Below are 19,662 nucleotides of genomic sequence, written 5' to 3' on the forward strand. Positions count from 1 at the left end.
AATGCAGCTTCGGCTGCCCGAACGCGGCACCCGCCGCACCGCAGCGCTGTCAGCTGTGCCTGAAAAGCGGCATTCCCGCCGCGCCCAACCTGAGGAGAACTCGATGAACAACCTCGTCAGCCGATTCCGGCAGCTTCAGACCGAGGCCGGCGACGCCGGCATGAGCACCGCCGAGTACGCCGTCGGCACCCTCGCGGCGGTCGCCTTCGCCGGCATCCTGCTCAAAGTGATCAGCAGCCCAGCGGTGCAGCAGGCGCTCACCGGCATCATCGGCCGGGCGCTCAAGTGAGCCGGCGCCGGCGGCCCGGCCGGGACCGGGGTTCGTTCACCGCCGAACTCGCGGCCGGGCTGCCGGCGCTGATGCTGCTCTTCCTCGCCGGGCTGACCGCGGTCATGGCGATGACGGACCGGGCGCGATGCCTGGACGCAGCCCGGGAGGCGGCCACCGCCGCCTCCCGGGGCGACCCGACGGGCCCGGCAGCACGGCTCGCGCCGGACGGCGCGGAGATCTTGGTGGGCGGCGATCCGGAGACGGTCACGGTGGTGGTCACCTCCCGGGTACGCGTCCTCGGCGGCACCCACCTCCCCGGCCTGACCATCCAAGCCGAATCGGCCGCCGCCCGCGAACCGGAACAGGTCCCATGGTGACTGTGAGTGACAGCGACTCGGATCTTGTAATCACTCCTAGTGACCACTTCGGTATGCGGGACGACCGGGGTGCAGCCTCGATCCTGGTCCTCGCCCTCGGCCTGGTACTGCTTGCCGCCGCCCTCGCCGCCACCGCCGTGGGTGCGGCGCAGTCCGCCCGGCGCGAGGCCCGTAACGCCGCCGACCTGGGCGCGCTGGCCGGCGCTCAGCGGGCGATCCTGGGCCCCGAAGCGGCGTGCGCCGAAGCGGCCCGGATAGTGGCCCGGAACCGGGCCAGAATGAGCGCCTGCACCCTGACCGGCCTGGAGATCACCATCCACACCGAGGTGCCGACCGGCCCCCGGACAGCCGCAGCCGCCGCCCGAGCCGGCCCGATCCACGCCCCGGGGGAGTGAGCACTCAGCCAAGGCGCCCAGACCCCCACGATCTCGACCGGCGTCGCAGGGGCGACGTCCGAAAAGGCCCACTCGGTACGCGACAGGCGTCGCCGATCCGGCGTCGGCCCCCGCCGGGAAGGCCGCGCCGACCACCGACCAGCCGGGTTGGCGGCGCCCGCCGTCGACCAGCCGGGTTGGCGGCGCCCGCCGTCGACCAGCCGGGTTGGCGGCGCCCGCCGTCGACCAGCCGGGTTGGCGGCGCCGGCCATCGGCCAGCCGGGTTGGCAGTCCCGGCCGTCGCCCAGCCGGGTTGGCAGTCCTCGGGTGAACGGCGCGGCCGGCCGGTGCCGCTTGTGCATCAACCCCGGGCCCTTTCCCGGCTTCGGTGGCACCGGACGCGTCCCTGTCGAGATGTTGATCTGCTAGCGATGCGAAATTGCGGTTTCAACCCCATGATCACAGCGATTTCGTAGCGCTAGCAGATCAACAAGCCATGCAGGCGCAACGCGGCGGAGCGGCATGACCGCCGCGGGCCGAGGGGCGAAAGGCCATGCCGTCTTGGGCGCTGCCGCATCGACATCCTCTACAAGACGCGTTGCTCCTACTGTCGGCGCAAATCGGCAGAAAGCTCCCACCCCTGCTTGGCGACCATAGGGACACCCATGCCGAGGCCTTGGGCGCCGAGTAATGGGCATCTGGCGTGGCTTGGCGGGGGCCGGGGTGCGGCGATCGGCCCGAGGGCTTAGCTGGTCTCATGCCTCCGGGCGAGGGGCTGCGGCCGAGGCAGGCGCCGAGGAGGGCGCCGGGGCTGCGGCCGGGGGTGCGGCCGAGGCGGGGGCCGGGGCTGCGGCCGAGGCGGGCGCAGGGGTCAAGGCGGGCGCAGGGGTCAAGGCGGGCGCAGGGGTCAGGGCGGGCGCAGGGGTCGGAGCTGCGGCTGGCGCAGGCGCGCGGGCAGAAGCAGGGGCTGGGAGGGCGGCCAGGACGGTGTCCAGGACGCGTACGGCGCCGGGCTTGTCCAGGGGGTTGTTGCCGTTGCCGCACTTCGGGGACTGCACGCAGGACGGGCAGCCGGCCTCGCAGACGCAGGACGCGATGGCCTCGCGGGTGGCGCGTAGCCAGTCGGCGGCGACGCCGTACGCCCGTTCTGCGAAGCCCGCCCCGCCGGGGTGGCCGTCGTAGACGAAGACCGTCGGGGCCTCGGTGTCCGCGTGGTTGGCCGTGGAGAGGCCGCCGATGTCCCACCTGTCGCAGGTCGCGATCAGCGGCAGCAGGCCGATGCCGGCGTGTTCGGCGGCGTGCAGGGCGCCCGGGAAGTCGGCGGGTTCGACGCCCGCCGCGAGCAGGGCTTCCGGGGAGACGGTGAACCAGACGGCGACGGTACGCAGCTCACGGACCGGCAGGTCGAGCGGTCTCGTGTCGATCACTTCGCCGGTGCCGATGCGGCGGCGCTGGTACGACACGACCTGGTTGGTCACGTCCACCTCGCCGAGGAACAGTCCGACCGGGCCGGCGTCGACGTATTCGCGGACGTTGACCACGGACAGGTTCGTGACGTCCCGGGCGTGCGTCGTCCAGTCCGGTTCCTCCTGGTGGACCAGCGCGATCGCGTCGTCCAGGTCGAGTTCGTCCACCACGTAGGAGACGCCCTGGTGCAGGTGGACGGCCCCGGTGTGCAGCATGGCGTGCGAGGAGCCGTGGTCGACGGTGCCGAGCAGCCGGCCGGTCGACGACTCGACCACCGCGACCGGTGCGCCGCCGGTGCCGCGCAGGTCGACCTCGGGGCGGCCGCGATGGGTCCAGTACCAGCCGGACGGCCGGCGCCGCAGCACACCCTCCTCGACCAGGGCGGCGACCGCGGCGGCGGCCGGCTCCCCGCCGAAAAGTTCCAGATCGGCCTCGGTGAGCGCTGCCTCGGAGGCGGCGCAGCACAGTTGCGGGCCCAGCACGTACGGGTTCGCCGGGTCCAGCACGGTCGCCTCGACGGGCCTGCCGAACACTGCCTCCGGGTGGTGCACCAGGTAGGTGTCGAGCGGGTCGTCCCGGGCGATGAGCACGGCGAGCGCCTCACCGCGGGCCCGGCCGGCCCGCCCGGCCTGCTGCCAGAGGGAGGCCCGGGTGCCGGGGTAGCCGCAGATCAGCACGGCGTCCAGACCGACCAGGTCGACGCCGAGTTCGAGGGCGTTCGTGGAGGCCAGGCCGAGCAGTTCGCCCGAGAGCAGGGACCGTTCGATGGCCCGGCGGTCCTCGCGCAGATATCCGCCGCGGTAGGCGGCGACCCGTTCGCCCAGCCCGGGCACCGCCTCGTCGAGCGCGCGCCGGGTCATCGAGGCGACGACTTCGGCGCCGCGGCGGGAGCGGACGAAGGCGAGGGTACGGGTACCGGCGACGATCGCGTCGGTGAGCAGGTCGGCGGTCTCACGCAGCGCCGAGCGCCGGATCGGAGGCAGCTCCACGTCGACGAAAAGCGGTTCCCCGGAGAGCGGTTCCCCGGAAAGCGCGTCGTCGGAAAGCGCGTCGTCGGAAAGCCGGTCTGCGGAAACCGGATCGGCGGCGCCGGAGGAAACAACGGCGGGAGCGGCGGCGGCGGAGACCGCGGCGGACTCGCGTGCCGGCGCCGACTGGACGGGCAGCGACAACGTGGACTGCGGCAGCAGCGGCGGCTCCCACAGCGCGAACGTCACCCCGCCCCGCGGCGACGCATCGGATGTGATCTCTGTCACCGGCAGACCGGTCAGCCGGGACGCCGCACCGGCCGGGTCGCCGGAGGTGGCGGAGGCGAGGACGAACGTGGGCGACGAACCGTACCGCGCGGCGGCCCGGCGCAGCCGGCGCAGGACGTGCGCCACGTGCGAGCCGAACACGCCGCGGTAGGTGTGGCACTCGTCGATCACCACGTACGCCAGGCGGCGCAGGAACACGCCCCAGCGTGCGTGGCCCGGCAGCAGCGAGAAATGCAGCATGTCGGGGTTGGTGAGCACGAACCGTGAGTGCTGCCGCACCCATTCGCGCTCCTCCCGGGCGGTGTCCCCGTCGAACGTGGCGGGGCGCACGCCGTCCAGACCGAGGCGGGCCACGCCGCGCAACTGGTCCGCCGCGAGCGCCTTGGTGGGTGACAGATAGAGCACGGTCGCCTTAGGGTCCGTGGCGAGCGCGTTGAGTGCCGGCAGCTGGTACGCCAAGGATTTCCCCGAGGCGGTGCCGGTGGCCAGCACGACGTGCTTGCCCTCCCAGGCCAGGGTGGCTGCGGCGGCCTGGTGTTCCCACGGCGCGGCGATGCCCTGCGCGGCGAACGCGTCGCGCACCGCGGGGTCGGTCCACGCCGGCCACGGCGCGACCCGCCCGGCCCGGGGTGGCAGCCGCTCGATGTGGGTGATCGGGGACTCCGTCGCCGGGGTGCCGCGAGTTTGCAGACGATGCAGCAGCTCAGCGGGACCGAAGGCGGTGGAGGTCACGCATTGCACTGTGACACCGGTATGCCCCGAACCTCAAACGGGTAGGACGGTGGGTGCCACGCGTCGCCCCGTGTCGGTCGGTGGTTAGATTTCGCGGGGGAGATCAGGGAGGAGGACCGATGGAGCTGTCGCTGGCGGACCGGACCGTCGCCGGGCACACCGTGCTCGAGGTCGGTGGTGAGGTCGACGTTTACACCGCTCCTCGGCTGCGGGAGCGGCTGATCGAGCTGGTGGACGCGGGAGCGCGTGACGTGGTCGTCGATCTCGAGCGGGTCGAGTTCCTGGACTCGACGGGTCTCGGTGTCCTGGTCGGTGCGTTGAAACGGCTGAGGACCGCGCACGGGACCTTCGGTCTCGTCTGCGCGAAGGAACCGCTTCTCAAGATTTTCCGAATCACCGCGCTGGATCAGGTCTTCCCGATCTTCCCGACGGTCGAGGCAGCCACCGAACGCGACGGCAGCGGTCCCGCTTCGTGATGGCGACCGTTCGGCTCTCCTTCTCGCCGGCCCCGGTGCATGTGCGCACCGCGCGGCTGGTCGGTGTCGCGGTCGCTCGTCGGGCCGGTGTCGCCGAGGAGCTGCTCGACGAGGTACGGCTGGCGATCGGCGAGGCCTGCACACGTGCCGTGACCCTGCATCGGCAGTACGGGCTGACCGAGCTGGTCACCGTGGAGATGTCCGACTCGGATTCGTACACCGTCCGGGTCATCGACCATGCCCCGATCGAGGCCAGCGTCGGCCTGACGAAGCTTCCGCCGGACGAGCTTGCCGACGAGTCGCTCACCGACGACGCACTCACTACCGGCGTCGGTTTCGCGCTGCTTGCCGGTTTTGTTGACGACCTCCAGGTGCGTCCCGTGGACGACGGCACCGGCACCGAGGTCCGCATGGTCTGGCCCGTCACCCGCCGCTGACCGCGCCTCACTCCGCCGGCTGAGGACGAGACGCGCCGGCTGAGGACGAGACGCGCCGGCTGAGGACAAGACCCGCCGGCTGAGAACACGGCCGAAGCGGTCATTCACCAGCGCCAACGGATAAACCGCGCTCTATACCCGCTCGCCGCGCCGCTAACACAGCGGCAAACATCACCGCGACACGGCTGTGTGCAGGTGTGACGATCGCCATATCTGCCCTATACAGTACGCGAGTTGTCAGCTACTGCTGGTCCGCGTCCGCGGGCCTGGTCGGTCGTTCCCCGAAAGTTCCGGGGAATGCGCCCGGAGGTCTCGTCCGCCGTCCGGGTGCGCTCGGTGTGTACAGGAGGACATTGATGTCCGGGACTCCGATAGACCTCGCCGCCGAGGGTGGCGGGGTGTCCCTGAGCGGTGAGAACCTCTCCTACGTCATCGTCGCGCTGGCGTTCGCGCTGGTGGCGCTCGGCTTCGCCGCGATGTTCGTTCAATCCGTGCTGCGTACATCGCGCGGCACCCCCAAGATGCAGGAGATCGCGGGCGCTGTGCAGGAGGGCGCCTCGGCGTACCTGATCCGGCAGTTCCGCACCTTGGCGATCTTCGTGGTGATCGCCGTCGTGCTGTTGTTCCTGCTCCCGGTGCACGCCACCGAGAACGAGACGCTCGTCAAGGTCGGCCGATCGCTCTTCTTCATCGTCGGTGCGATCTTCAGCGCGTTCATCGGTGGCGCCGGCATGGCGCTGGCGACGCGGGCGAACCTGCGGGTCGCCGCGGCCGCGAGCGAGGAGGGCGGCCGGGAGAAGGCGATGGGGATCGCCTTCCGTACCGGTGGCGTGGTGGGTTTCCTCACCGTGGGCCTGGGCCTGTTCGGCGCCGCGCTCGTCGTCCTGATCTTCAGGAGTGACGCGCCGACGGTGCTCGAGGGCTTCGGCTTCGGCGCCGCGCTGCTCGCCATGTTCATGCGGGTCGGCGGCGGCATCTTCACCAAGGCCGCGGATGTCGGCGCCGACCTCGTCGGCAAGGTGGAGCAGGGCATCCCGGAGGACGACCCGCGCAACGCCGCCACCATCGCGGACAACGTGGGCGACAACGTCGGTGACTGCGCCGGCATGGCCGCCGACCTGTTCGAGTCGTACGCGGTGACCCTGGTCGCGGCGCTCATCCTGGGCCAGGCCGCGTTCGGCCAGGACGGGCTGATCTTCCCGCTGATCGTCTCCACGATCGGTGTGCTGATCGCGATCGTGGGTGTCTTCATCACCCGGCTCCGGGCGAGCGACCGCAACGGCCTGACCGCGATCAACCGGGCCTTCTACATCTCGGCCGTGATCTCCGCGATAGCGGTGGCCGTGGTCAGCTTCCTGTACCTGCCGGACACGTTCGCCGGGTTCGGCGACACCGGCATCGCGCAGGACATCCTCGACAGCGGCGAGAACCCGCAGGTCATCGCGATCGGCGCGGTCATCATCGGCATCGTGCTGGCCGCCGCCATCCAGGCGCTGACCGGTTACTTCACCGAGACCACCCGGCGCCCGGTGCAGGACATCGGCAAGTCGTCGCAGACCGGTGCTGCCACCGTCGTGCTGGCCGGCGTCAGTGTCGGCCTGGAGTCGGCCGTCTACTCGGCGCTGCTGCTCGGCGCCGGCGTCTACGGAGCGTTCCTGCTCGGCGGCTCGTCGCTGACCCTGTCTCTGTTCGCGGTGGCGCTGGCCGGTACCGGTCTGCTCACCACGGTCGGCGTCATCGTGGCGATGGACACGTTCGGCCCGATCTCGGACAACGCGCAGGGCATCGCCGAGATGTCCGGTGACGTCGACGAGCGCGGCGCGCAGATCCTCACCGAGCTGGACGCGGTCGGCAACACCACGAAGGCGATCACCAAGGGCATCGCGATCGCGACGGCGGTCCTGGCGGCCACGGCGCTGTTCGGCTCGTACACCAACAGCCTGGCCAGCGCGCTCGCCGACGCCGGGGTGGGCGAGGTCGGCGCGGAGATCCTGGGGATGCTCAACATCGCCAACCCGCGCAGCCTGGTCGGCCTGCTGATCGGTTCCGCGGTCGTGTTCCTCTTCTCCGGCCTGGCGATCAACGCGGTCTCGCGGTCCGCCGGCGCCGTGGTGATGGAGGTCCGCCGGCAGTTCCGGGAGTTCCCCGGGATCATGGACGGCACCCAGCGCCCGGAGTACGGCCGGGTGGTCGACATCTGCACCCGGGACGCGCAGCGCGAGCTGCTCACCCCCGGTCTGCTGGCGATCATGGCCCCGATCGCGGTGGGCTTCGGGCTGGGCCCGGGCGCGCTCGCGGCCTACCTCGCCGGCGCGATCGGCACGGGCACGCTGATGGCGGTCTTCCTCTCCAACTCCGGTGGCGCGTGGGACAACGCCAAGAAGCTGGTCGAGGACGGCAACTACGGCGGCAAGGGCTCCGAGGCGCACGCCGCCACGGTGATCGGCGACACGGTCGGTGACCCGTTCAAGGACACCGCCGGCCCGGCGATCAACCCGCTGCTCAAGGTGATGAACCTGGTGTCGCTGCTGATCGCCCCGGCGGTCGTGGCGGTGACCTACGGCACCGACGCGAACCTCGGTCTGCGGGTCGGTGTGGCGATCCTCGCGGTCGCGATCGTGACCGCTGCCGTCGTGTGGAGCAAGCGCAAGCCGATCTCGATGGGCGACGACGCCTCCGCGGCCTCCGCGGCCGGTGCCGGCGACACCGGGAAGGCCGCGCGGGACGCCCGCGAGACGCCCGGTCCGCGGGTCAAGGACAACGTCTGACCAGGACGAATCGCATGACGAAGGGCACCCGGCCACCGGGTGCCCTTCGCTATGACTCGATCGAGGCGTGTGGAGTGTCCGCCTGTGGCCGTACTCTGCTCCCATGCGCGCGGTCCGACCGATATCCCTGGCTCTCGTCCTCGTGCTCGCTGTGCCGCTGGGCGCCTGTTCCGGGCAGCCCGGCGCGCAGGCCTGGGCCGCCCTGGTCTGCACCGCTCTCAGCCCGTGGCGCAGCGAGATCGATTCGCTCGCCGGTCGCACGCGGGCGCAGATGACCGCCGAGACGACGCCCGGCCAGGCGAAGGAAAACCTGACCCGGCTCTTCGACGGCGCGGCCGACGCCAGCGAGAAGGCGCGGGCCGAGGTGGAGCGGGCCGGCGTGCCGGACGTGGACGAGGGCGAGCGGATCGCCGACGGCTTCCAGGGCTCGCTGGCCGGCATCCGGGATGCCTACGGCCATGCCCGCAGCGGCATCGAGGTGCTCGCGACGAGTCCCGCCAAGACCTTCTACACCGAGGTCGCCAAGGTGGTCGACCAGCTCTCCGCGGAGTACGAGAAGAGCAGCCTGGACACGACGAAACTGGAGTCGGTGGAGTTGCGGCAGGCGTTCGACTCGCTGCCGGAGTGTCAGTGAAGGTTCCGTTGAGATGACCGAGGCGGGGTGGCCGCTGATACCGCGCGAGGTCCTTCCGCCGCCGGTCCCGGTGGTGCGGCGGACCGCCCGGCGTGGTGCCTCGAGCCGGAAACCGGGTCGCCAGCTGCCGATGTTCGGTGCGGAGACGACCGAGCCCTCGCCGGCCGACCTCGCCGGTCTGCTGGCCGGGCCGGGCCGGCTCGACCGGATGGGCGGCACGGCCCGGGTGTCGGTCCGGGTGGATGCGGCGTGGCGGGTGCACGTGCTGGTCAGCGAGTTCGTCGCACGCGGGCTGACGGCAACCTGGGCACCGGCTGACGAGCCCGAGGCACCGACCGACGAGCCCGAGGCTGCGGCGGAGACGGAGGAGTGCGATGCGCCGGAATCCGGCACACCGGTTCAGCTCTTCGACGTCCGTACCGCGTACTCCCGGAGGTTGAACGCTCTGGCGAACGCCTGGCCGCAGGCCGCCGCCCAGCTCTTTCTCAGCGGACCTCGGCTGCGGCTCTGGGTGGCCGCCGCCGGTGGGCCCCGGCCCGGCGGGTACGCCCTCAGCCTGAACCCCGCCGCCGACACCCGTCCGGTCGAGGCCGCGCTGATCAGAGCCGGTCTGGCGGGGCGGCTGTCGGAAGACGGACGTGTCTGGCTCGTCACCGGTCGCCGTCGTCTGACACGCCTGGCCGAACTCGTCGGAGAACGCCCCTCAGCAGCACCGGAAGAGCTGTGGCCGGGCGGCGCACCTGCGTGATCTTCCGGGATTGTGTCCGACACGACACCACTTTCGCGGTGTACGGTGTCGCGGTCGGACGCATGCGGTGGCCGGACCGTTACCATCCGACTGCGGGGCTCCCCGGGAATGCAGGCTTGTCCGGCGCGTTACGTTGAACATCTGTGCTCCGCCGGGCGAGACGGCGAGCGCCGAGTCTTGATAGCTGGGAGTGCCGTGCCGAGTAACGCCAGGACGACCCGTCTGGTCATCGTCGAGTCCCCGTCGAAGGCCAAGACGATCGCCGGTTATCTGGGCCCCGACTATCTGGTCGAGGCCTCCGTCGGCCACATCCGCGACCTGCCGAGAAACGCCGAAGAGGTCCCCGACGAGTACAAGGGCCAGCCCTGGGCCCGGCTCGGGGTCGACGTCGACAACGGCTTCCACGCTCTCTACGTGGTCTCCGAGGGCCGCAAGCAGCAGGTCGCCAAGCTGCGGAAGCTGGCCAAGGAGGTCGACGAGATCTTCCTCGCCACCGATGAGGACCGCGAGGGCGAGGCCATCGCCTGGCACCTGATCGAGACGATCAAGCCCAAGGTCCCGGTCAAGCGGATGGTCTTCCACGAGATCACCAAGCCGGCCATCCAGGCCGCCGTGGCGAACCCGCGTGACATCGACCGTTCCCTGGTGGATGCCCAGGAGGCACGCCGCATCCTGGACCGGCTGTACGGGTACGAGGTCAGCCCGGTCCTGTGGAAGAAGGTGATGCCGAAACTCTCCGCAGGGCGTGTCCAGTCCGTCGCCACCCGCATCGTGGTGGAGCGGGAGCGGCAGCGCATGGCCTTCCGGACCGCGGAGTACTGGGACATCCTCGCCTCCCTGTCCGTGCAGGGCCAGGCCGAGGGCGCCCGGCAGTTCCAGGCCACCCTGATCGCGCTGGACGGCGACCGGATCGCCACCGGCAAGGACTTCGAGCCCACCACCGGCCGCCTGCGCACGGGTTCCGGAGCGGTGCAGCTGGACGGTGACGGCGCCCGCGGGCTGGCCGCCCGTCTGGAGGACCGCCCGTTCACCGTCACCCGGGTCGAGGAGAAGCCGTACCGGCGCCGGCCGTACGCGCCGTTCATCACCTCGACGCTGCAGCAGGAGGGCGCCCGCAAGCTGCGGTACTCCTCGGCACAGACGATGCGCACCGCGCAGAGCCTGTACGAGAAGGGTTACATCACCTACATGCGTACGGACTCGGTGAACCTCTCCGAGACTGCCATCGCCGCCGCCCGCCGGCAGATCGCCGAGCTCTACGGCGCCAACAACGTGCCGCCGCAGCCGCGCCGCTACACCACGAAGGCGAAGAACGCGCAGGAGGCGCACGAGGCGATCCGTCCCGCCGGCGACAACTTCCGCACGCCGGGCGAGGTCGCCAAGGAGCTGACCACCGACGAGTTCAAGCTCTACGAGCTGATCTGGCGGCGCACCATCGCCTCGCAGATGACCGACGCGATCGGCAACTCGGTGAGCGTGCGGATCCGGGCGGTCTCGCCGGCGAATGAGGAGGCCGACTTCGCCGCCTCCGGCAAGACCATCACCGACCCGGGCTTCCTGCGCGCCTATGTGGAGTCGTCCGACGACGAGTCCGCGGAGGCGGAGGACGCCGAGCGGCGCCTGCCCAACCTGGTCAAGGACCAGCCGCTGACCGCCGACGAGCTGGCCGCGGTGGGCCACCACACCTCGCCGCCCGCGCGTTACACCGAGGCGTCCCTGGTCAAGGCGCTGGAGGAGCTGGGCATCGGCCGCCCCTCCACCTACTCGTCGATCATGCAGACCATCCAGGACCGCGGCTACGTGGAGAAGCGCGGCCAGGCGATGATCCCGTCGTTCCTGGCGTTCGCGGTGATCGGCCTGCTGGAGGGGCACTACCCCCGGCTGGTGGACTACAACTTCACCGCCGCGATGGAGGGCCAGCTCGACGACATCGCCGCCGGCGACCACACCCAGCTGGACTTCCTCACCTCCTTCTACTTCGGCACGCAGGTGGCCGGCGCGGACGAGGAGATCGCCAAGGCCGGTGGCCTGAAGAAGATGGTCACCGAGAACCTCAGTGCGATCGACGCCCGCGTGGTCAACTCGATCCCGCTCTTCGTCGACGAGGAGAACCGCCAGGTCGTCGTCCGGGTCGGCAAGTTCGGCCCCTACCTGCAGCGCAAGGCCCCGGCCGTGGACGGCGCCGAGGAGCCGGCCGAGGACCGCGCGTCAATCCCGGAGGGGACGGCGCCCGACGAGCTGACCCCGGAGAAGGTGGCCGAGCTCTTCCTCGCCGGCAACGGCGACCGGTCGCTGGGCGACGACCCGGCCACCGGCGAGCCGGTCGTGGTCAAGTCCGGCCGCTACGGGGCCTACGTGCAGAGCGGCGAGCGCAGCTCGTCCCTGTTCGCCTCCCAGTCGCCGCAGACGCTCACCCTCGAGCAGGCGTTGCAGCTGCTCACGCTGCCCCGGCTGGTCGGCAAGGACGCCGACGGCAACGAGATCATCGCGCGCAACGGGCGGTACGGCCCGTTCATCCAGCGGCTCAAGGACTCCCGCTCGCTGGAGAGCGAGGAACGCCTCTTCACCGTCACCCTGGACGAGGCGCTCGCGCTGCTGGCGGCGCCGAAGACCCGGCAGCGGGGTGCGGCCAAGCCGCCGCTGCGGGAGCTGGGCGTGGACCCGGTGACGGAGAAGCCGATGGTGGTCAAGGACGGTCGCTTCGGGCCGTACGTGACCGACGGCGAGACGAACGCGACGCTGCGGCGCGGCCAGACGCCCGAGGAGCTGACCGTCGAGCAGGCGTCCGAGATGCTCGCCGAGAAGCGCGCCAAGGGCCCGGCCCCGAAGAAGAAGGCGGCCACGAAGAAGGCGGCGGCCAAGACCGCCGACCCGGCCAAGAAGGCGGCCCCGGCGAAGAAGACCGCCGCCGCGAAGAAGGCCACCCCGGCCAAGAAGGCGACCGCCGCCAAGAAGACGACGACCGCCAAGAAGGCGGCCGCGCCCCGGAAGACGACGGCCGCCGCCGAGTGAGTCAGGCGCCCAGCACCCGGTCCAGGTAATCGTTGGTGAAGACCCGGGCCGGGTCGAGGCGGTCGCGGACCGCCACGAAGTCGTCGAACCTGGGGTACGCGGGACGCAGCGACGCCGCGTCCCGGTAGTGCAGCTTCCCCCAGTGCGGCCGGCCGCCCAGCGGCTCGCAGAGCGCCTCGACGGCCTTGAAGTACGGCTCGTACTCGTTGCCGAGGAACTGGTGCACCGCGACGTAGGCGGACTCCCGGCCGTACCCGTGCGACAGCCACACGTCGTCCGGCCCGGTGAACCGCACCTCGACCGGGAACTGCACCTTGAACGGCAGGGTGTCGTAGATCCGGGGGAGGGCGTCGAGCACCTCGGGCAGGGCGCCGCGCGGGATCTCGTACTCCATCTCGGTGAACCGCACCCGCCGCGGTGAGCAGAAGACGCGGTCGGACCGGTCCGTGTAGGTCCGGGCGCTCAGCGCGCGAGCCGCGACGGCGTTCAGCGCCGGCACCGTGCCCGGCAGCCGCCGCCCGACCCGGCAGACGCCTTCCCAGAGCGTGTTGGAGAGGAACTCGTCGTCGAGCCAGCCGCGGAACCTCGACAGCGGCTGGTCGTGCACCGGAACGATGTTGTTGCGCTTGAGCTGGGCCCGGTCGGTGTACGGGTACCAGTAGAACTCCACGTGGTCGTTGCTCGCGATCCACTCCTGCATCCCGGCCAGCACGTCGGCCAGCGGCATCGGCTGCTCGTCGGCGTGCAGCACGAACCCGGGCACGCAGCGCAGCGTCACGTCGACCAGGATGCCGAGCGCACCGAGCCCGAGCCGGACCGCCTGGAACTCGGGTGCGTCGGCTGTGAACCGCTCGACCTTGCCGGCCGCGGTCACCATCGTCACCGCTTCCACGCTGGACGCCAGTGTGGAGTACCCGGCGCCGGTGCCGTGGGTGCCGGTCGCGATGGCGCCGGCGACGGTCTGCGCGTCGATGTCGCCCAGGTTCGGCAGGGCCAGCCCGTGCCCGGCGAGCAGCGCGTTCAGTGTGGACAGCCGCATCCCGGCCTGCACGGTGACGAGGGGACCGTCCACCGCGACGAGCTGGTTGAGCCGGTGCACGCTCATCCGCTGGTCACCGGCGACGGCGATCGCGGTGAACGAGTGCCCGCTGCCCACCACCTTCACCCGCCGGCCGGTTGTCGCTGCCTGGTTCACTGAGGCCACGACCTCGTCGACAGTTCCGGGGGTCAGAAGCTCCGCGACCGATTCCTGGTTGAGGCCCCAGTTGGTCCAGCGACGCGCGTGAACGGGTGTAGTCATTCCGGCTTTTGTCCTCCGTCCGAGCGGACACCGGCACCTGGCGTCCCGTCGATGCGCCTCGCTCGTTGATCCGAGTAACGTTCGATTTAACACTGAGACTTATTCATGACCATGCTTGCGCCGACGTCGTGAACAAGTCTCACTGCTGAGAGGGAGTGGCGACGCGTGTCGACACCAACCGTCAGTACCGGTCCGCTGCGGCGGGTTCCGGTGCAGGGCAGAAGCGTTGCCCGGGTACAGCGCATGCTCGACGCCTGCGCGGAGCTGGTGGACGAGGTCGGTTACGAAGGCCTCACCACCACCCTGCTGGCTGAGCGTGCCGAGGTCGCCATCGGTTCGGTCTACCAGTTCTTCCCCGACAAGAGGGCCATCGTGCAGGCATTGGCGCTGCGCAACATGGATGCGTACCTGCAGAGTCTCTCCGATCGCTTCGCCAGCGAGACGTTCACCCATTGGTGGGACGCCGTCGACGCCGCGATCGACGGGTACATCCACATGCACCGCAGCGTTCCGGGCTTCCGGACGCTGCACTTCGGTGATGTGGTGGACCTGCACCTGCTCGACTCCGACCGGGACAACAACGCGGTCATCGCCGAGCGCCTGGCCGAGCTGCTGGTCGAGCAGTTCCAGCTGATGGACCGGGTCCGGCTGCGGTTCGCGCTGCAGATCTCGGTGGAGGCGGCGGACGCGCTGATCAAGCTGGCGTTCCGGCGCGACCCGGGCGGCGACGACGCCGTGCTCATCGAGGCCAAGGCGTTGATAAGGGAGTACCTGCACCGCCACGTGAACGCCTGAGCGGTCACCCCAGGAAAGCACGGCCTTCTCCGCGGTACGTGAGGGCCGGCGTCGCTGTCCCACCGTCGATCAGCTGCAGCTCGTTGACGCGTTCGCACAGCTCGCCGGCCTTGGCGTGGCGGAACCAGACCCGGTCGCCGGGACGCAGCTCGTCGGCGGCCGGACCGAGCAGGGGCGTCTGCACCTCGCCGGCGCCCTCATCACTCTTGAAGCCGAGCCCTTCCGGCAGGAACGGCGTGGGCAGCCGGGACCGCTCGGCCGGCCCGGAGGCGATCCAGCCGCCGCCCAGCACTGTCGCCATCCGCGGCGCCGGGCGGCGGACCACGGACAGCGCGAAGAAGGCGGCCGGCGACGGGCGCCAGCTGCGGTACGCGTCGAAGAGGGTCGGACCGTAGAGCCCGGAGCCGGCGGTGACCTCGGTGACCGACGGGTCGGCGCTCGTCGCGGCGACGCTGCCGGTGCCGCCGCCGTTCACGAACTCCAGGTCGGCGTGCTCCCGGATCGCCCGCACCGCCGCCGCGCGCCGGCCCAGCAGCTCGGGCAGGGCCTTCTTCTGCATCAGGCGGATCGCGCGGGCGTAAACGGCCCGGCCCGGCGGGTCGTCGCCGACCCCGGCGATGTGTGCCTCGTAGGACATCACTCCGACCAGCTGGAAACCCGGCCGCTCGGAGATCTTGCGGGCCAGGGCGCCGGCCTGTCCGGCGGAGTGCACCGGCGAGCGGCGTACCCCGATGTGCAGCGGACCGGCCGGTCGCCAGGAGGCGTCGACGTCCATGCAGAGCCGGATCGGCGGGCGGCCCGCCGGGGCCGAGGTCTGGTCGACCAGGTCCAGCTGGGCGGGGTGGTCGACCATGATGGCGATGGCGGCGGCCAGTGCCGGATCGGCGGCCAGCTCCCGCAGCGCGGTCCGGTCCGCTGTCGGGTACGCCACCAGGACGTCGTCGGTCACGCCGGTGCGCACCAGCCAGATCGCCTCGGGCAGCGTGTAGGCCATCACGCCGTGCCAGCCGGGCCGGGCCAGGACCCGTTCCAGCAGCGCACGGCAGCGCACCGATTTGCTGGCGACCCGGATCGGCTTGCCTGCGGCCCGCCGGGTCAGGTGGTCGGCATTGTCGTCGAAAGCGGCCAGATCCACCGCGGCGACCGGGGTCTCCAGGTGGTCGGTCGCCTTGTCGAGCCGCCGGCGCAGTGCGATGCGGTCAGTGAGCACACGAGTACGTTAACGGCTGTCGAGGGCAACGCGAAAGACATTCATCTCTGTTCCACTCGACAGTGCGCGTCACGCTGAGGCCGCCGGACCCCATGTGAGCTGCGGCGGCCGGTTACAGTGCTCCGAGCAGTGACCACGGGAGGTAGGGGCCATCAGTACCGACAAACGCCAGGACAGCGGCCCTGTCGACCTGTCCGGAGCGGCAGCGTTGCGATCCGTCCTGCGGCTCCGCGGGTTCCGCCGCCTCTGGCTCGTGCTCGCGGCCGCCTCCTTCGGTGACTGGATCGGCATCCTCGCCACCGGACTGTTCGCCTCCGCCCAGTTCGAGAACCCGGCGGCACAGGGCGCCGCGTTCGGCGGGACCATCGCCGTACGCCTGCTGCCCTCCCTGCTGCTCGGACCCATCGCCGGAGTCATCGCCGACCGGTTCGACCGCCGCTACACCATGGTCATCGTCGACCTGCTGCGGTTCGTCATCTACCTGTCGATCCCGCTGGTCCCGCTCTTCGGCGGCTCACCCGGCCTCACCGTGGCCTGGGCCACCATCGCCACCTTCCTCGGCGAGACGATCACGCTGATCTGGATCCCGGCCAAGGAGGCCGCGGTACCCAACCTCATCCCGAAATCCCGGATCGAGGTCTCCAACCAGCTCACGCTCGTCACCACGTACGGCATCACGCCGATCCTGGCCGCGCTCACCCTCTCCGCGCTGACCGCCGGCATCCAGCAGTCCGGCGCCACCCTGCCCGACTGGGCGCAGCCCGTGCAGATCGCGCTCTACGTCAACGCGTTCGCCCGGCTCGCCACCGCGCTCGTCGTGTTCTTCGGCATCAAGGAGATCGGCGGCAAGAGCCCCGAGCGGGAAAAAGCCGCCGAACAGGGCCTGACCAAGCAGTTCACCGCCGGCTGGACCTACATCGGCAGCACCCCGCTCGTCCGCGGCCTCGTCGTCGGCATCTTCGGCGCCTTCGCGGCCGGCGGCGTCGTGATCGGCGCGGCCCGCACCTACGCCGTCTCGCTGGGCGCCGGTGAAGCCGCCTTCTACCTGCTCTTCGGCACCATCTTCATGGGCCTGGCGCTCGGCATCGGCCTGGGCCCGATGATCGTCAAGGAACTCTCCCGGCGCCGCTGGTTCGGCATGAGCATCGTGCTAGCCAGCGGCTCCGTGATGTTCCTCGGCCTCGCGTTCCACCTCTCCATGGCCCTGGTCGGCGCCCTGCTCGTCGGCGCCGGCGCCGGCATGGCGTTCCTCTCCGGCACCACCCTGCTGTACGGGGAGATCGCCGACGAGATGCGCGGCCGCACGTTCGCCGTGGTGCAGATCGGCGTCCGGATGGTGCTGCTGCTCGCGATCACCCTGTCCGGCTTCCTGGTCGGCCTGGGCAGCTCGCGGCGCGTCAGCCTGGGCCTGTTCGACGTCGACGTCTCCGCCACCCGGGTGCTGCTGCTGGTCGCCGGCGCCATCGGCATCTGGGTCGGCATCGGCTCCTTCCGCCAGATGGACGACAAACGCGGCGTACCGGTGATCGCCGACCTGTGGGGCTCGCTGCGCGGCCGCCCGCTCTCCCCGGCCGAATCGTTCGTGCAGGCCGGCGTGTTCGTCGTGTTCGAAGGCGGCGAGGGCGCGGGCAAGTCGACCCAGCTCACCCTGCTCGCCGAGACGCTGCGCGAACAGGGCCGCGACGTGGTCGTCACCCGCGAACCCGGCGCCACCGACCTCGGCACCCGGATCCGCCGGCTCGTCCTCGACAAAACCCAGGACGCACCCTCCGCGCGGGCCGAGGCCCTGCTCTACGCCGCCGACCGGGCACACCACGTCGCCACCGTGGTGCGGCCGGCGTTGGCCCGCGGTGCCGTCGTCGTCAGCGACCGCTACGTCGACTCGTCGCTCGCCTACCAGGGCGCCGGCCGGACCCTGCCCGTACAGGAAATCTCCTGGCTCTCCTCCTGGGCCACCGGCGGCCTCAAACCCGACCTGGTCGTGCTCCTCGACGTCGACCCCGGCGTCGGCCTGACCCGCGTCGACTCCCGCGGCGGCGACGCCGACCGCCTGGAGAGCGAGTCGAGGGCCTTCCACGACCGCGTGCGGTACGCCTTCCTCGACCTGGCCGCCGCCGACCCCAAGCGCTACCTGGTGCTGGACGCCTCCCGCCCGGTCGAGGAGATCGCCGAGGCGGTCCGGTCGCGGCTGGCCGGTGTGCTGAGCACGGTCGACGAGGCGTACCCGGAGAACGCCCCCTCCTCCTGAGCCACCCGCTCGGCGTGCTTGCTTGCCGCGCTTGCTTGCCGCGCTCGCTCTGGGGCTCTCGCTCGGGGGCTCTCGCTCGGGGGCTCTCGCTCGGCTGTCGTGCTGGTCAGCCTCTCCAGAGGGTGACCATCATCGCCTCCAGGGCGATGTCCGGCTTCACGTTGCGCTCGATCGCGTCCTGGCAGGCCAGCACCGCCTCCAGGCGCCGCAGCACGCTCTCCGGTGACCACTTCTCCGCCGCGGCCGCCGAGATCTGCTCGATGTCGGCGTGCACCACCGGCACCGGCGCGCGCAGACCGGTGATCAGCACATCACGGTAGAAACCCGCCAAATCCTTCAACGAACGGTCCAGCGCATCCCGCTGCGACCGCGTCGCCCGCGATTTCTGCCTGCGCTCCAACTCCTTGATCTGGCCGGCCGCGCCGCGCATGGCAGTTGTCGCCCCACGCCCGGTGCCGCCCGCACCGAGCGCCTGCTCCAGCGCCGCCCGCTCGGTCGCGTCGCTCTCGGCGACCGCGTCGGCGGACTCCCGCCGGGCCGCGTTCACCATCGCCTGCGCCGCGTCGAAACACGCGCCGATGCTGCTCAACCTGCGCGGCACGGACAAAACTTCCTCACGCCGGGTACGCGCGTCCGCATCAGTGGCCAACTGAATCGCCCGCTCCACGTCACCCTGCGCCGCCGCTGCCGCCCACGCCGCCTGCTCCGGCTCGATCGCGTGCCGCCGCACCAGCACCTCGGCGACCGCGGCCGCCGGCGCCTGCCGCAACGGCACCACCCGGCAGCGGGACCGGATCGTCACCGAGATGTCCTCCGGATGCACCGACGGCGTGCACAGCAGGAACACGGTCCGTGGCGACGGCTCCTCCACCGCCTTGAGCAGCGCGTTGCCGGCCCGCTCGCCGAGCCGGTCGGCATCCTCCACGATCACCACCTGCCAGCGCCCGGCCGACGGCGAACTGGCCGCCCGCATCACCAGCTCCCGCATCTCCCGCACACTGATCGACAGGCCCTCGGAAACCACGATCCGCACGTCGGCATGCGTCCCGCCCAGCGTCGTACGGCAACCGTGACACTCACCGCAACCAACCCCGTCACGCTCACACTGCAGCGCCGCCGCGAACACCCGCGCCGCCGTGGACCGCCCCGACCCCGGCGGCCCGGTGAAAATCCACGCATGGGTCATGCCACCCCCACCGGCCGTGTCACCGGCCACGACGCGGGCGGCCGAGGCGGCGGCCCGGCGGAGCATCTCCACCGGCTCGTCCTGCCCCACCAGTTCAGCGAAGACGTCATGCACCCGACGATGGTATTGCCCCGCACCGACAATCCCCGCACACCAGGTCACGATCCCGCCCACGGCCCGCCCGCCCACGCCGCGCTCGGGGGCGCTGGGTCGCGCTTCGCATGACCGTGTGCTGCCGTCGCCACTTGTGTCGCCAGACCGTGCGGACTCCACCGACCGTGCCCGGTCACCGGACCGTGCTGCCTCACGGACCGGCGTTGTCCACGAACGTTCACCGAGTGCGCGAGCGCGTGCTGGCCGGGCTCGGCCGG

The 19,662-nt window shown here is 71.2% G+C and carries 15 protein-coding genes; 11 read left to right on the forward strand and 4 right to left on the reverse strand.

Going from position 1 to position 19,662, the window contains the following annotated elements:
* Positions 1-103 precede the first annotated feature (103 nt).
* The 3 genes from LPA41_RS18315 to LPA41_RS18325 are packed head-to-tail and all read left to right on the forward strand — an operon-like array spanning position 104 to position 1,043.
* The gene (locus LPA41_RS18315; protein WP_229071838.1) at positions 104-289 is read left to right on the forward strand and encodes a DUF4244 domain-containing protein; all 186 of its coding nucleotides are present in this window, start codon (positions 104-106) and stop codon (positions 287-289) included.
* On the forward strand, positions 286-648 hold the full coding sequence (locus LPA41_RS18320; RefSeq protein ID WP_229071839.1) for a TadE family type IV pilus minor pilin: 363 nt from the start codon (positions 286-288) through the stop codon (positions 646-648). The genes LPA41_RS18315 and LPA41_RS18320 overlap by 4 nt, the downstream gene beginning before the upstream one ends.
* A gap of 53 nt (positions 649-701) precedes the next feature.
* Entirely contained in the window at positions 702-1,043 is a 342-nt protein-coding gene (locus LPA41_RS18325; protein ID WP_229071840.1) for an Rv3654c family TadE-like protein, read from the forward strand.
* A gap of 734 nt (positions 1,044-1,777) precedes the next feature.
* Here the strand turns inward: LPA41_RS18325 and LPA41_RS18330 are convergent.
* Positions 1,778-4,486, reverse strand: coding sequence for a DEAD/DEAH box helicase (locus tag LPA41_RS18330; protein WP_229071841.1), 2,709 nt, complete (start codon positions 4,484-4,486; stop codon positions 1,778-1,780).
* 110 nt (positions 4,487-4,596) lie between these two features.
* Here LPA41_RS18330 and LPA41_RS18335 point away from each other — a divergent pair, with 110 nt between their 5' ends.
* The 6 genes from LPA41_RS18335 (at position 4,597) to topA (ending at position 12,552) form a co-directional block, all read left to right on the forward strand.
* Positions 4,597-4,953 carry an STAS domain-containing protein gene (locus LPA41_RS18335; RefSeq protein WP_229071842.1) on the forward strand — a complete coding sequence of 119 codons (357 nt, stop codon included), beginning with the start codon at positions 4,597-4,599 and terminating at the stop codon, positions 4,951-4,953.
* Positions 4,950-5,390: an ATP-binding protein gene (locus tag LPA41_RS18340; RefSeq protein ID WP_229071843.1), complete on the forward strand. Its 441-nt coding sequence runs from the start codon at positions 4,950-4,952 to the stop codon at positions 5,388-5,390. Before LPA41_RS18335 ends, LPA41_RS18340 begins: the two co-directional genes overlap by 4 nt.
* A 356-nt stretch (positions 5,391-5,746) precedes the next feature.
* Entirely contained in the window at positions 5,747-8,158 is a 2,412-nt protein-coding gene (locus tag LPA41_RS18345; RefSeq protein WP_229071844.1) for a sodium-translocating pyrophosphatase, read from the forward strand.
* A 103-nt stretch (positions 8,159-8,261) separates the two neighbouring features.
* Positions 8,262-8,792: a hypothetical protein gene (locus tag LPA41_RS18350; RefSeq protein WP_229071845.1), complete on the forward strand. Its 531-nt coding sequence runs from the start codon at positions 8,262-8,264 to the stop codon at positions 8,790-8,792.
* 13 nt (positions 8,793-8,805) lie between these two features.
* On the forward strand, positions 8,806-9,540 hold the full coding sequence (locus LPA41_RS18355) for a hypothetical protein (RefSeq protein ID WP_229071846.1): 735 nt from the start codon (positions 8,806-8,808) through the stop codon (positions 9,538-9,540).
* 195 nt (positions 9,541-9,735) lie between these two features.
* Positions 9,736-12,552: a type I DNA topoisomerase gene (gene topA / locus LPA41_RS18360; protein WP_229071847.1), complete on the forward strand. Its 2,817-nt coding sequence runs from the start codon at positions 9,736-9,738 to the stop codon at positions 12,550-12,552.
* Position 12,553: 1 nt separating this feature from the next.
* Here the strand turns inward: topA and LPA41_RS18365 are convergent, their stop codons facing one another.
* Positions 12,554-13,852 (reverse strand): D-arabinono-1,4-lactone oxidase, encoded by a 1,299-nt coding sequence (locus LPA41_RS18365; protein WP_229071848.1) that lies wholly within the window; start codon positions 13,850-13,852, stop codon positions 12,554-12,556.
* Positions 13,853-14,017: 165 nt separating this feature from the next.
* On the opposite strand from LPA41_RS18365, the gene LPA41_RS18370 reads away from it, so the two are divergent.
* Positions 14,018-14,647: a TetR family transcriptional regulator gene (locus LPA41_RS18370; RefSeq protein ID WP_229071849.1), complete on the forward strand. Its 630-nt coding sequence runs from the start codon at positions 14,018-14,020 to the stop codon at positions 14,645-14,647.
* Positions 14,648-14,651: 4 nt separating this feature from the next.
* On the opposite strand, the gene LPA41_RS18375 is transcribed toward LPA41_RS18370, so the two are convergent.
* Complete coding sequence (locus LPA41_RS18375; RefSeq protein ID WP_229071850.1) at positions 14,652-15,857, reverse strand: amino acid deaminase/aldolase; 1,206 nt, start codon at positions 15,855-15,857, stop codon at positions 14,652-14,654.
* 208 nt (positions 15,858-16,065) lie between these two features.
* Here LPA41_RS18375 and tmk point away from each other — a divergent pair, with 208 nt between their 5' ends.
* A complete protein-coding gene (tmk, locus tag LPA41_RS18380) occupies positions 16,066-18,105 on the forward strand; it encodes a dTMP kinase (RefSeq protein WP_229071851.1) in 2,040 nt (679 codons plus the stop codon).
* A 106-nt stretch (positions 18,106-18,211) separates the two neighbouring features.
* Here tmk and LPA41_RS18385 read toward each other — a convergent pair whose 3' ends face one another.
* A complete protein-coding gene (locus LPA41_RS18385; protein ID WP_229071852.1) occupies positions 18,212-19,405 on the reverse strand; it encodes a DNA polymerase III subunit delta' in 1,194 nt (397 codons plus the stop codon).
* Positions 19,406-19,662: the final 257 nt, after the last annotated feature.

It is taken from the genome of Actinoplanes sp. DH11 (assembly GCF_020873875.1).
In the GTDB taxonomy this organism is placed as follows: Bacteria; Actinomycetota; Actinomycetes; order Mycobacteriales; family Micromonosporaceae; genus Actinoplanes.